The 12,225-nt window shown below is 68.5% G+C and carries 10 protein-coding genes, 2 tRNA genes and 1 pseudogene; 4 read left to right on the top strand and 9 right to left on the bottom strand.

Features of this window, described 5'->3' with window-relative positions; all coding sequences use genetic code 11:
• Window positions 1–132: 132 nt before the first annotated feature.
• Together AB0J06_RS06710 and AB0J06_RS06705 are read left to right on the top strand one after the other, a co-directional pair.
• Window positions 133–573, top strand: a complete 441-nt coding sequence (locus tag AB0J06_RS06710; protein WP_357425379.1) for a SufE family protein — start codon at window positions 133–135, stop codon at window positions 571–573.
• Between the two features lie 20 nt (window positions 574–593).
• Window positions 594–1,304: a DsbA family oxidoreductase gene (locus AB0J06_RS06705; RefSeq protein WP_357425377.1), complete on the top strand. Its 711-nt coding sequence runs from the start codon at window positions 594–596 to the stop codon at window positions 1,302–1,304.
• Between the two features lie 91 nt (window positions 1,305–1,395).
• On the opposite strand, the gene AB0J06_RS06700 is transcribed toward AB0J06_RS06705, so the two are convergent.
• The 9 genes from AB0J06_RS06700 to gyrB all read right to left on the bottom strand — a co-directional run bounded on the left by AB0J06_RS06700 (window position 1,396) and on the right by gyrB (window position 9,625).
• Window positions 1,396–1,938, bottom strand: a complete 543-nt coding sequence (locus AB0J06_RS06700; protein ID WP_357425414.1) for a YbaK/EbsC family protein — start codon at window positions 1,936–1,938, stop codon at window positions 1,396–1,398.
• 336 nt (window positions 1,939–2,274) lie between these two features.
• On the bottom strand, window positions 2,275–3,033 hold the full coding sequence (locus AB0J06_RS06695) for an ABC transporter ATP-binding protein (protein WP_357425375.1): 759 nt from the start codon (window positions 3,031–3,033) through the stop codon (window positions 2,275–2,277).
• 234 nt (window positions 3,034–3,267) lie between these two features.
• Entirely contained in the window at window positions 3,268–3,477 is a 210-nt protein-coding gene (locus AB0J06_RS06690; RefSeq protein ID WP_357425373.1) for a hypothetical protein, read from the bottom strand.
• Window positions 3,478–3,610: 133 nt separating this feature from the next.
• Window positions 3,611–3,686, bottom strand: a tRNA-Ala gene (locus AB0J06_RS06685).
• Window positions 3,687–3,732: 46 nt separating this feature from the next.
• Window positions 3,733–3,861 carry a DLW-39 family protein gene (locus AB0J06_RS06680; protein WP_357425371.1) on the bottom strand — a complete coding sequence of 43 codons (129 nt, stop codon included), beginning with the start codon at window positions 3,859–3,861 and terminating at the stop codon, window positions 3,733–3,735.
• A 49-nt stretch (window positions 3,862–3,910) separates the two neighbouring features.
• A tRNA-Ile gene (locus tag AB0J06_RS06675) sits at window positions 3,911–3,984 on the bottom strand.
• A 174-nt stretch (window positions 3,985–4,158) separates the two neighbouring features.
• Window positions 4,159–5,022, bottom strand: coding sequence for a DUF3566 domain-containing protein (locus AB0J06_RS06670; RefSeq protein ID WP_357425369.1), 864 nt, complete (start codon window positions 5,020–5,022; stop codon window positions 4,159–4,161).
• Window positions 5,023–5,025: 3 nt separating this feature from the next.
• Window positions 5,026–7,545, bottom strand: a complete 2,520-nt coding sequence (gyrA, locus tag AB0J06_RS06665; RefSeq protein WP_357425367.1) for a DNA gyrase subunit A — start codon at window positions 7,543–7,545, stop codon at window positions 5,026–5,028.
• A 127-nt stretch (window positions 7,546–7,672) separates the two neighbouring features.
• Complete coding sequence (gene gyrB, locus AB0J06_RS06660; RefSeq protein WP_357425365.1) at window positions 7,673–9,625, bottom strand: DNA topoisomerase (ATP-hydrolyzing) subunit B; 1,953 nt, start codon at window positions 9,623–9,625, stop codon at window positions 7,673–7,675.
• A 555-nt stretch (window positions 9,626–10,180) separates the two neighbouring features.
• On the opposite strand from gyrB, the gene AB0J06_RS06655 reads away from it, so the two are divergent.
• Both AB0J06_RS06655 and AB0J06_RS06650 read left to right on the top strand, forming a co-directional pair.
• On the top strand, window positions 10,181–10,735 hold the full coding sequence (locus AB0J06_RS06655) for a hypothetical protein (RefSeq protein WP_357425363.1): 555 nt from the start codon (window positions 10,181–10,183) through the stop codon (window positions 10,733–10,735).
• A 251-nt stretch (window positions 10,736–10,986) separates the two neighbouring features.
• A pseudogene (locus AB0J06_RS06650) lies at window positions 10,987–12,150 on the top strand (MFS transporter); the annotation flags it as partial.
• Window positions 12,151–12,225 lie beyond the last annotated feature (75 nt).

The raw sequence follows: 12,225 nt of genomic DNA, 5'->3' as shown, positions 1-12,225 counted from the left end.
ATGCTGATGGACCCGGATTCCGCGCTGAGCGACATCAGCGAGGCCAGCGCCAACAACTGACCTGCCGACGCTTTCGGGCCTGCCGACGCCTCGGCCGGCCGACGCGCCGCTCCCCGACGGTAGGCTGACGTCATGCCACCGAAGCTGGCCGAGATCGTCGACGAGTTCGCCACCGCACCACGCGACGTGGTGCTGGAGATGCTGCTGGAGTTCTCCGACGCGGTGCCGGCGCTGCCGGCGGGGATCACCGCCGAGGGGATGGAGCAGGTGACCGAGTGTCAGACGCCGTTCTTCCTCCGCGCCGAAGTCGGCCCGGCGGGTAACGGCGGCTCGGCCGCTGACGAAAAGGTCACCCTGTGGTTCGACTGCCCGCTCGAGGCACCGACGACCCGCGCCTTCGCGGGGATTCTCGCCGAAGGACTGGCCGGCGCGACCGCCGCCGAGGTGCTGGCCGTACCCGACGATCTTTATCAGCGGATGGGACTCGCCCAGGCGATCAGCCCGCTGCGGCTGCGGGGCGGCACCGCGATCCTCGGGCGGCTCAAGCGACAGGTCCGGGAACAGATCGCCTGACTCACGACGTTGCCGCGATCGTGGAGATTGAAATCTATTCGGACGTGGTCTGCCCCTGGTGCTACATCGGCAAGCGCCGGCTGGAGCAGGCCTTGGAGTCCTACGACGGCGAAGTAACGATCCGGTTCCGCCCGTTCCAGCTCGACCCGCAGCCGGTCCACAAGCCGGAGCCCCTGGTCGACGCCCTCGCCGCCAAGTTCGGCGGCCCCGAGCGGGCCCGACAGATCTTTGAACACACCACCGGCGCGGCCGCCCAGTCCGGCCTGACGCTGCACTTCGACCACGCCGTCAGCGCCAACACCTTCGACGCGCACCGGCTGGTCTGGTTCGCGACGTCGCGGGGGCGCGCCGCCGAGATGATCGACGCCCTCTACCAGGCGCACTTCACCGACGGTGTCGACGTCGGGTCACGGTCCGCGCTTGCCACACTCGCCGGCGGGGTCGGGCTGGACGAGACCGAGGTACGCGAGTTCCTGGACTCGTCCGCCGGAGTGGCGGAGGTGCGCGGGGAACTGGACGCGGCCCGGGAACTCGGCGTGACCAGCGTGCCGACCTTCGTCTTCGCCGGGAAGTACGCGGTCACCGGCGCTCAGGAGCCGGAGACGCTGCGATCCGTGCTCGACGAGGTGTCGCGGCGTGAGGCGGCCGACGCGGTGATCCGACCTGTCGGTGAACCGTCCGGTGCCGCCCCGAAAGCCGGCGAGTGCGCCGACGACTCCTGTGCCGTCTGACCGTTGATGTTTCACGTGCAACGGTATTGATCGTTGTCGTCAGCCGAGCCGGACACGGTCCCCCGACCGGTCCGGCTCGGCTGCGCGCCGACTACTTCGCCAGGCCGTCCATGACCTGGGCGTTGGGCAGCGCGCCGAGGGCGGGGCCCGGGATCACGATCTTGCTGTGCCGTACGCCCGATCCGACGATCACGTGCGGAACGGCGACAACCCGTGCGTCGACAAGAATCGGCCAATGGTCCGGCAGCCCGACCGGTGTGATTCCGCCGTACTCCATGCCGCTCAGCTCCACCGCCTCCGCCATCGGGGCGAAGCTCGCCTTGCGCACACCCAGGTGACGGCGGACCAGACCGTTGACATCCGCGCGCGTCGTCGCCAGTACGACGCAGGCCACATAGCGGAGCTCGCCCTCGCGCTTGCCCGCGATCACGACACAGTTGGCCGACACCTCCAGCCCCACGTCGTACGCCTCGCAGAACGCGGCGGTGTCCGCGAGAGCGGCGTCGATCGGGGCGACAAGCACGTTTTCGACGTCGACCGGCGCGTCGACAGGCCACAGCTCCAGCGCGGCCGACACCGGCGGCGCCAGCAGGTCGGGACGGCTCCGGGCCGGCTCCGTCTTCAGATTTCCCATCACGCCTGCGATCTTCGCACTGCTCAGGGACCTGCGCCCAGTCAGCTCTCCGTCCCACCCGAACCGCTGCGCTCTGCGGCGCTGCACGTCGGTCAGCGCATGCGTCACCTGCGCGAGCTCCGCCGTGTCCTCCCCGGCGTGATGCGTGTGCGGCAGCCCGGCGAATCCCAGCTCCCGCTTGATCGCACGCTTCCCCGTTCGGCGCCAGTCGCCGCCGGTCATGCCCATCCAGTAGCTGCGCACGTCAACGCCGGGGCCGGTCGCCCCGAACGGACTCCGTCGCCCGGATCCGCCCCGCGGTGCAGCAGCGTCACGCTGACCGTCCCAGCAGCAGGATCAGTTGCTCGGCCCCGCGGAGCCCGAGGTCGCCGGGACACCGTGGTAGGCGTCCAACGCCTCCCGCACCGTCCCGTCGACGCGCAGCACACCGGCGTCGAAGTAGAGGCCACGGAGGCAGAACCGCGTCAGATCGCCCTCATTGTGGGAGACCAGGACCAGCGTGCGCCCCTCCGCGAGCAGCCGCTCGATCGTGGCGTAACACTTCGCGCGGAACTCCGCGTCGCCAACGGCCATCACCTCGTCCATCAGGAGAATGGGATGCGGTAACTGGGCGATCACCGAGAAGCCCAGCCGCACCTTCATCCCGGACGAGTAGTGCCGCACCGGGGTGTCGATCGCCTTCTGCACCTGCTCGCCGGCGAACTCGACGATCTCGTCGAACTTCGCCCTGAGAAATGGCCGGCTGAGACCATGCAACGAACCGACCAGATGCAGGTTTTCCCGTCCGGTCAGGTCGTTGGAGAAGCCGGCGGAGAGTTCCAGCAGCGGCGCTACCGCCCCGCGTACGTGGACAGACCCCTCGTCCGGGATCAGCACGCCCGCGATGAGTCGCAAGAGTGTGCTCTTACCCGTGCCGTTCCGCCCGATGATGCCGACCGTGTCCCCCGCCGAGACCGTGAACGACACGTGCCGCAGCGGCCAGAACCCGGTCCGCTTCGGCTCCCGTCGACCACCATGGATGAACAGCTCGCGCAGCTTGAAATGCCGCAGCCGATGGCGCGTGAACTGGATGCCGAGATCACGCGCCTCGATCATCGGGTCACCATCACAGCTCCCTGAGGAGAGCGGGCTCGAGGTCACCGTTGCCCCCGTCCACCGAGCGGCCTACGCGACCGAGCGGTCGCGAACACCGTTGCCGATGCGTCTCAAACGACACGGTCCACGGTCCGGGGGGTGCGGGGACAGGCGCCGACGCCAGCCACGCGACGGGCTGACGTTATCAGCGGATCGTCCGCGAGATGGCTCGCTGCCGTTTTCCTGCCCGGTCGATCAGGGACCGTGCACCTGACCGCGGGTTGTCTGGTGGCTCTGCCCGGCATGCCGTTCCGCCTCGTGCCGATGCGCGTTGGCGCGCGCCGCGCGGCCGGCGGAACTCTCCTCGGCGGGCGACTGCCGCGCCCGGTCCCGCCACGCCAGATAGCCGACCAGGCCGCCGACCAATGCGACGCCGAATCCCAACGTGATCGAGACCACCACCATTCGTCGATCGTAGACACGCTGTCAACGCAACGAGCGGTGATCTTCGCTGAAATCCGGGTCGGCGAGGAACCAGAGTGACCTCTTGGCCGTACAAATGGCTGTACTACTGCCCAAGGTCAACAGGTGTTTGGGTTGGTGGAGCCGAGGGGAATCGAACCCCTAACCCCTGCCTTGCAAAGGCAGTGCTCTGCCAATTGAGCTACGGCCCCGCTGGCGGGCGGAGCCGCTCGGGGGATGTGACAGTCCGGGCCGGGACTATCGGAGGTCGGGTGCCGTCGTGGCCTCGTGCCACAGCGCGCGCTCGTCGTTGGACGCCTTGACCTTCTTGGCAACAAGCGCAACAACGCCGATCACACCGGCGACGACCAGGAGCTTCTTCATCATGGGAGCGGATCCCCTCACGCTCGAATGCTGCCGGACCGGGGGTGTGGAGTGGGGCTAGCTGGAATCGAACCAGCGACCTCAGAGTTATCAGCTCTGCGCTCTAACCGACTGAGCTATAGCCCCCCGTGCGACCGAGCAAGATTACCGTACCGCGACGCCTTCGCCCAACTCGGGGGGCCGGCACGTCGGACCGGGTGCGTGCAGCCGGGTGTGGCGACGCCGCGACGTCTCGCACGCTACCGGAAAACGGACACCGGGGCACCGCTTTGCGCGGTGCCCCGGTGTCGCGATGCCTGTTCAGTCGCGCTCGGCGAGGGTGAGCTCGATCCCGCCGACCAGGTCGGCACAGACGTTGTAGATGAATGCGCTGAGCGTGGCGAGCGCCGTGAAGAGCACGACGTTGACCAGACCGATCAGCGCGGACGTGCCGATCACACCCTTAGCCGTGATCTTGAAGCCCGAATCCGCGGCCCCACCCCCACCGGCACTGATCAGATCGGTGAGGCTGCCGTTGACGCTCTTGAAAACACCCATCGCGTCGAGAGCGAGATAGAGCACGGACGTCGCCACGATCACGACGATGAAGAGCACCAGGGAGACGGCGAACGAAAACTTCATGACGGACCAGGGGTCGATCCGCTTCACGTTCAGCCGTGCACGGCGGGGACCCCGGGACGCGGCGGAACTGACCGTGCTGCGCGCCGCGCGTACGGCCTCGGTGACCCGGGCGGCGCCGACGGCGGCCGCCCCCTGTCCAACGGTGTGCACCGAACTGGCTCCTGCGGCCGCGCGCCCCGTGGCGGTGGCCACGGGTCGGGGGCCGTCCGGCGACGCGGTGCCGCCGTCGGAGCCGGACTGTGCCGCGCCCCGCCCGTCCTGCGGCAGGTTGGTGACGACGGGTGCCGCCACCGCGACCGGAGACTTCACGCCAGACCCCTTCTTCGCGCCCTCGGGCTTGCTTCCCTCATCTGCCGGCGGCTGCTCCGGCGGTGGTGTCATGCCGGGCGCCCGGGTGAATTTGGGGGACGGCGCGTCGCCGGGAACGGCCGCGCGGCCGACGGCCGCACCGTCCGTTGCTGCTGCCCCAGCATCACCGGCCTCCTCGTCGACGGGGGTCGTCGAGGTCCCGGGAGACCCCGACTTCGCCTGTGTCTCCGTCATCAACTAGTCCTGTTCGTCAGGCTCGTCGGCATTGCGAGCAATGGCCACGATGGTTACGCCGTCTGGGAGGTCCATGAGCTTAACCCCCATTGTGTTCCGATCGCGGGTGCGCCGTACAGGCTTCACCGGAGTCCGAATGACACCACCGTTGCTGGTGATGGCGAACAACTCGTCATCCGGGTCGATCACGACCGCTCCGACCAGCCCACCTCGCCGCTCGGTGATTTTTGCGGTCAGCACGCCCTTACCTCCCCGGCCCTGCACCGGGTATTCCTCGATGGGAGTCCGCTTTGCGTACCCCCCGTTCGTCGCGACCAAAACATCCAGGCCCTCGCGGACCACTTCCATCGCGAGCAGCACGTCATCGTCGCTGAAGCGCATCCCGATGACGCCGGAGGTCGCCCGACCCATCGGCCGCAGCGCCTCGTCGCTCGCGTTGAACCGGATCGCCTGCGCCTTCTTCGACACCAGCAGCAGGTCGTCCTCGGCGGCGGCGAGCGCCGCGCCGACGAGTTCGTCCTCGTCCCGCAGGTTGATCGCGATGATCCCGCCCGAGCGGTTGGAGTCGAACTCCTCCAGCTTCGTCTTCTTCACCAGGCCGTTTCTCGTGGCGAGCACGAGATAGGGCGTGACCTGATAGTTGGGGATCTCGATGATCTGGGCGATCTGCTCGTCGGGCTGGAAGGCGAGCAGGTTGGCGACGTGCTGGCCCTTCGCGACCCGACTGGCTTCGGGCAGCTCGTACGCCTTCGCCCGGTAGACCCGGCCCTTGTTCGTGAAGAACAGGATCCAGTCATGGGTCGAGCAGACGAAGAAATGGCTGACGATGTCGTCCTGCCGCAGCGTCGCCCCGCTGACCCCCTTGCCGCCCCGGTGCTGCGAACGGTAGAGGTCCACCTTGGTGCGCTTGGCGTATCCCGTACGGGTGATCGTGACGACCACGTCCTCGCGGGCGATGAGGTCCTCCATCGAGACCTCGCCGTCGAACGGGACGATCTTGGTGCGTCGCTCGTCGCCCCACTTGGCGACGATCTCGCCGAGCTCCTCCGAGACGATCTGCCGCTGCCGCTCCGGCTTCGCCAGGATGTCCTTCAGGTCGGCGATCTCAATTTCGATCTTGAGGAGCTCGTCGACGATCTTCTGTCGCTCCAGTGCCGCGAGCCGTCGCAGCTGCATGTCGAGGATCGCCGTCGCCTGGACGTCGTCGATCTCGAGCAACCGCATCAGGCCCTGGCGCGCCTCGTCGACCGTCGGCGAGCGCCGGATCAGGGCGATCACCTCGTCGAGCGCGTCGAGCGCCTTCGCCAGACCCCGCAGGATGTGCGCGCGCTCCTCGGCCTTGCGCAGCCGGAAGGCGGTGCGCCGCTGGATCACGTCGATCTGGTGCTCGACGTAGTAGCGGATGAACTGGGCGAGGTTGAGCGTGCGGGGCACCCCGTCGACCAGCGCCAGCATGTTGGCGCCGAAGGTCTCCTGCAACTGGGTGTGCTTGTAGAGGTTGTTGAGGACAACCTTGGCGACCGCGTCCCGCTTGAGTACGAGGACCAACCGCATACCGGTCCGGCCGGAGGACTCGTCGCGGATGTCCGCGATGCCGGCCAGCTTGCCTTCCTTGATCAGCTCAGCGATGCGCTCCGCCAGGTTGTCGGGGTTGACCTGGTAGGGCAGTTCGGTGACGACCAGGCAGGTGCGCCCCCTGGCGTCCTCGTCGACATCGACGACCGCGCGCATCCGGATGGAGCCACGGCCGGTGCGGTAGGCGTCCTGGATCGGGGTCGTGCCGACGATGAGGCCGGCGGTCGGGAAGTCCGGACCCTTGACGATCTCGATCAGCGCGTCGAGGGTCGTCGCCTCGTCCGCTTCCGGGTGCTCCAGGCACCACTGCACCGCCGCCGCGATCTCCCGCAGGTTGTGCGGCGGGATCTTGGTCGCCATGCCGACCGCGATGCCCTCGGAGCCGTTGACCAGCAGGTTGGGGATGCGCGACGGCAGGATGGTGGGCTCTTTGGCCCGGCCGTCGTAGTTGTCCTGGAAATCGACGGTGTCCTCGTCGATGTCGCGCAGCATCTCCATCGCGAGCGGGTCGAGCTTGCACTCGGTATATCGCATGGCGGCCGCCGGGTCGTTACCCGGGGAGCCGAAGTTGCCGTTGCCGTCGACGAGCGGGTAGCGCAGCGACCAGGTCTGCGCCATCCGGACGAGCGCGTCGTAGATCGAGGAGTCGCCGTGCGGGTGGAACTGACCCATCACGTCACCGACCACGCGGGAACACTTCACGTAGCCGCGGTCGGGACGGTAGCCCGAGTCGAACATGGCGTAGAGGATCTTGCGGTGAACTGGCTTGAGGCCGTCCCGCGCGTCCGGCAGCGCACGCCCGACGATGACGCTCATCGCGTAGTCGAGGTAGGACCGCTGCATCTCCACCTCGAGCCCCACCGGCTCGATGCGGTCGTGCTGCACGACCGCGCCACCGGCGGCCGGCACGTCCGGCTCGTTATCGAAGGACCCGGGAGTTTCCGTCACTGTCAACCCTTATCAGACTCAAAGCCGTTTTTCCGCTGTGGATAACGGCTGTGGAAACCGTCGAAGCTGTGGATAACTGTGTGGAGCCGTGCATCCGCCCAACTCGGCGGCCACACGGCCCCACCCGCTAGATATCCAGGAACCGCACGTCCTTGGCGTTGCGCTGAATAAACGAGCGACGTGCCTCGACGTCTTCCCCCATCAGAACGCTGAACAGCTCATCGGCGGTTGCCGCGTCGTCGAGCGTGACCCGACGCAGCGTACGCGTCGCCGGGTTCATCGTGGTCTCCCACAGCTCCGGGTAGTTCATCTCGCCGAGGCCCTTGAAGCGCTGGATGTCGTCCGGCTTCGCGTTCGCCTTCTTCTGCTGTCGCAGCGCGATCAGGCCGTCGCGCTCCCGGTCGGAGTAGGCGTACTGGGCGTCGTCACCCTTGCGGTTCCACTTGATCTTGTAGAGCGGCGGCGCCGCCAGGTAGACCTTGCCCATCTCCACCAACGGCCGCATGAAGCGGAACAGCAGAGTGAGCAGCAGCGTCTGGATGTGCTGGCCGTCGACGTCGGCGTCGGCCATCAGCACGACCTTGTGATAGCGCAGCTTCTCCATGTCGAAGTCGTCGTGGATGCCGGTGCCCAGCGCCGTGATCAGCGCCTGCACCTCGTTGTTCTTCAGCACCCGGTCGATCCGGGCCTTCTCCACGTTGAGGATCTTGCCGCGGATGGGCAGGATCGCCTGGGTCCGCGGGTCACGACCCTGCTTCGCCGAACCCCCTGCCGAGTCGCCCTCGACGATGAACACCTCGGACTCGCGCGGATCCGTCGACTGACAGTCCGCCAGCTTGCCCGGCATCGACCCGGACTCCAGCAGAGACTTACGCCGGGCCAACTTGCGCGCCTGGGACGCCGCGATGCGCGCCCTGGCGGCCTGCGACGCCTTGGTGATGATCGTTTTGGCCTCGGCCGGGTTACGGTCGAACCAGTCCACCAGCCACTCGTTGCAGACCCGCAGCACGAAGCTCTTCACCGGGGTATTGCCGAGCTTGGTCTTCGTCTGGCCCTCGAACTGCGGGTTGGCGAGCTTGACCGAGATGATCGCGGCGAGCCCTTCACGCACGTCCTCGCCGGAAAGCTTCTCGTCGCCCTTGAGGATCTTCTTCTCGCTCCCGTACTTGTTGACCACGCCCGTCAACGCGGCCCGGAAGCCCTCCTCGTGCGTGCCACCCTCGTGCGTGTTGATCGTGTTCGCGAAGGTGTAGACCGACTCCCCGTAGGACTCGTTCCACTGCATCGCGATCTCGAGCGACATGCCCTCTTCCTCGGCGCCGAACTCCACCACGGTCTTGTGGATGGGGCTCTTCGAGTTGTTGAGGTGCCGGACGAAGTCGGAGATGCCGCCCTTGTAGCAGAAGGTGACCTCGCGGTGCTCGCCGTCTTCCTCCCGGACGCGCTCGTCGCGCAGGTGGATGGTCAGCCCGCGGTTGAGGAAGGCCATCTCCTGGATCCGGCGGTAGATCGTCTCGAAGGAGAACTCGACCGTCTCGAAGATGTCCGGGTCGGGCCAGAAGGAGACCGCCGAACCGGTGCGGTCCGTCGGCTCCCCCTTCTCCAGCGGCGACGGCTTGGAGTTGTGGTACTGCTGCCGCCAGACGGAACCCGACTTGTGGATCTCGACGGCCATCCGCACGGAGAGCGCGTTGACGACCGACACGCCCACGCCGTGCAGACCACCGGAGACGGCGTACGCCTTGCCGTCGAACTTGCCGCCCGCGTGCAGAACGGTCAGTGCGACCTCGACGCCCGGCTTCTTCAGCTTCGGGTGCAGGTCGACCGGGAAACCACGGCCGTTGTCAGTGACCCGGACGCCACCGTCGGCGAGCAGGACCACGTCGATCGTGTCGCAGTGGCCGGCGAGCGCCTCGTCCACCGCGTTGTCGACAACCTCCCAGACCAGGTGGTGCAGACCCCGCTCCCCCGTCGACCCGATGTACATACCGGGACGCTTGCGGACCGCCTCCAGCCCCTCGAGCACGGTGAGCGATTCGGCGGTGTATTCCTGCTTCTCCTGCGCTGCCACCCTGGCCACTTTCTCGCACCACCTGGCCGGAGCGCAGGGGGCGCGGGTTTGGCGGGCGGGCCACGACGGCAGGCACGTGGGCCGGCACCACGATCGACCATCCCCGTACAGTCGGATGATCGATGGGTCCGGACGCGTCGGTCGCCGCGGGTCGCCCGCGGATCACGATCGGCTGAAATGCCGTCCGGACTGGCGACCCGGGCCGGAAGGTCCCGATGTCGTCGCTCCGCGCGGCATTCCTCGTCTCTGCACCAATCCTACTGTGCGAAGCGCAGAGAACCGGGATGCGGCACCCTTGCGAGGCATCTCAGAGGTTCGTAGCCGGCCGAACTGCGCCGGCTGCGACTCCCCCCACACGCACCGGCTCGGATCAACGGCGTGCGCTTGGCGCCGCCGGCCCGTGGCCGGCAACCCCGCCGGTGCGGAACGAGGACCCCGGGGGTCGCGCGAACCACTTGCCATGCCGTAACTTTGCGGCGCCGTTCCTCGGAGCCGGCGACCCCGGTAAGCAAGCGCACGCCCGCCCAGCGCGGCGGGTCACGCGGTCAGGAAAGGTGACGCCCGATGGGGCTGGACAACGTCGCCGTGCAGTGGCCACGGACCGGCCAGTTCTACGAGCCCGTCGCGCCCGCGGAGTTCGTCGACTTCGGCGAACTGGCCGACTCGCTGGCGGTCGCCGCGCCGACCGCCGCCTTGGCCGGGCACATCGCCAAGACCGGCACCGTACGTGCCACGGCGTACACCGAACTCGTCGATCTGCTCCTCGGCCTGCAGGGTGTGCTCTACGCCACAGATGCCTCGGCCGAGGACGAGGACCCGGTCATCGACCCCGACGGGTGCGCCTGGATCGCGGGCGGCCTGGAGCGGTTCGTCGAGGGACACGGCGCGCACGGTGAACTCGTCACGTTCGACAGCGTCGGCGCGGTCCTGCGCGCGGCGCTGGCCGACGGGCGGCTGGCGGAGCAGCAGCTGCGCTGGTTGGAGAGCCGGCTCGACGGGATGCGTGACGAGTCGGGCGGCGCCCCGCAGTGGAGTTTCCCCCGATCCGAGCTGGCCGTGCTGTCCGGCTTCTACCGCCGCTGCGCGGACCGCGGTTTCGCCGTCTACGCCGACTTCTGAGCCCCGATCGCCGGATCGGCGCGCTCGGCGCAGCGCCCCTGACCGACCGTCGCCACCCTCTCCCCCGATCATCGCCGCCCGGTCACCCCGACGGTCCTCGTCGCGCCTGAACTGCGTGAGCCGGCTCACCGAGTCCCCACAAACCCGACCAGTCGGGGCCAGAATTGCGCCCGCTTGCCGAGATCCGGCAGCGAATTCAGGACGTCGTGGGCGCGTGCGCCGCCGTCCGAAAGTGAGGTCGGACGGCGCCGATGGGTACCACGTTCGCTGCCCTGCGGCATCGCAACTACCGGATCTGGGCGGCCGCCGGGTTCGTATCGATCATCGGCACGTGGATGCAGGTGCTCGGGGTCAACTGGTACGTGCTGCAGGAGACCGGGTCAGCCACGAAGATGGGCTTCGCCGTGCTGCTGCAGGCGCTGCCCACCCTGCTGCTCAGCACCTGGGGCGGCGCTCTCGCCGACCGACTTCCCGCGCGTCCGCTGCTGATCGCCAGCCAGGTGATCCACACGGCGCTGGCCGCCGGCCTGGCCGCCGTCGCCTGGTCGGACAGCGCCGGGCTCACCCTGGTCTACGCCATCTCCCTGGTCAGCGGCGCCGTCTCCGCCATCGAGGGCCCCGTCATGGGGCGCTGGGGCTCCACTCTCGTCGACCGGGCAACCCTCGGCAACGCCCTCGCCCTCGGCTCGCTCACGAACTCGGCCGGTCGCATCCTCGGCATGAGCGCCGGCGCGGTCGTCGTCGCCGCCGCCGGTCCCGCACCACTCTTCGCGATCAACGCGATCAGCTTCGTCGCGGTCGTCCTCGCCCTACTCGCCGTTCGCCAACAGGAGCTGCACAGCCACGACGTGGGCGACGCGGACCGGGCGCGCAGCGCGGCCGGAGTGCGGGCCGGCTTCGCGTACCTGCGGCGACAGCCGGTGATCCTCACCGCGCTCGGGCTCTCCTTCGTCCTCGGCAGTCTGGGACGCAACTACCAGGTCACCATGGCGGCGATGAGTGACGGACCGCTCCGATCGGGCGCCTCCGGGTACGGCGCGCTCTCCACCGTCTTCGCGGTCGGCACCGTCGTGGGCGCCCTCTTCGCCGCGCGGCGAAGAGAACTGACCTACCGCACCCTGGTGGGCGTCGGCCTGCTCGCCAGCCTGCTGCAGATCACCGCCGGTCTCGCGCCCGGCACCGGGAGCTTCGCCGCTCTGATCCTGCCGATCGCAGCCGGCGCCGTGGTCATCGACACCACCGTCGGCACCCGCGCGCAACTCGACACCGACGGCATGATGCGCGGCCGCGTGCTCGCCGCGCTGGCGGTGACCGGGTCGATCTCCGCGGCCGTCGGCGCGCCGCTGCTGGGGTGGCTGTCGGATCACATCGGGCCGAGGCAGACCCTCGTACTGGCCGGTGCCGTCGCGGCGGTGGCGACGATGCTGGCCGGTGCGATGCTCGGACGCCAGCGCGGGCTCGCGGTGCGGCCGGTGCAGTTGCGCATCACC

The organism is Micromonospora sp. NPDC049679 (assembly GCF_040659735.1).
Classification (GTDB): domain Bacteria; phylum Actinomycetota; class Actinomycetes; order Mycobacteriales; family Micromonosporaceae; genus Micromonospora_I.
The sequence above is the reverse complement of the archived record's forward strand: the minus strand, read 5'-3'. Positions and strand labels throughout refer to the sequence as shown.

Excerpts from the sequence above, each read along its gene's own strand:
- AB0J06_RS06655 (WP_357425363.1), top strand. The coding sequence starts at position 10,181 with ATGGGGCTGGACAACGTCGCCGTGCAGTGGCCACGGACCGGCCAGTTC.
- AB0J06_RS06690 (WP_357425373.1), bottom strand. The coding sequence starts at position 3,477 with ATGGTGGTGGTCTCGATCACGTTGGGATTCGGCGTCGCATTGGTCGGC.
- AB0J06_RS06670 (WP_357425369.1), bottom strand. The coding sequence starts at position 5,022 with ATGACGGAGACACAGGCGAAGTCGGGGTCTCCCGGGACCTCGACGACC.
- AB0J06_RS06680 (WP_357425371.1), bottom strand. The coding sequence starts at position 3,861 with ATGATGAAGAAGCTCCTGGTCGTCGCCGGTGTGATCGGCGTTGTTGCG.
- AB0J06_RS06695 (WP_357425375.1), bottom strand. The coding sequence starts at position 3,033 with ATGATCGAGGCGCGTGATCTCGGCATCCAGTTCACGCGCCATCGGCTG.
- AB0J06_RS06700 (WP_357425414.1), bottom strand. The coding sequence starts at position 1,938 with ATGGGAAATCTGAAGACGGAGCCGGCCCGGAGCCGTCCCGACCTGCTG.
- AB0J06_RS06710 (WP_357425379.1), top strand. The coding sequence starts at position 133 with ATGCCACCGAAGCTGGCCGAGATCGTCGACGAGTTCGCCACCGCACCA.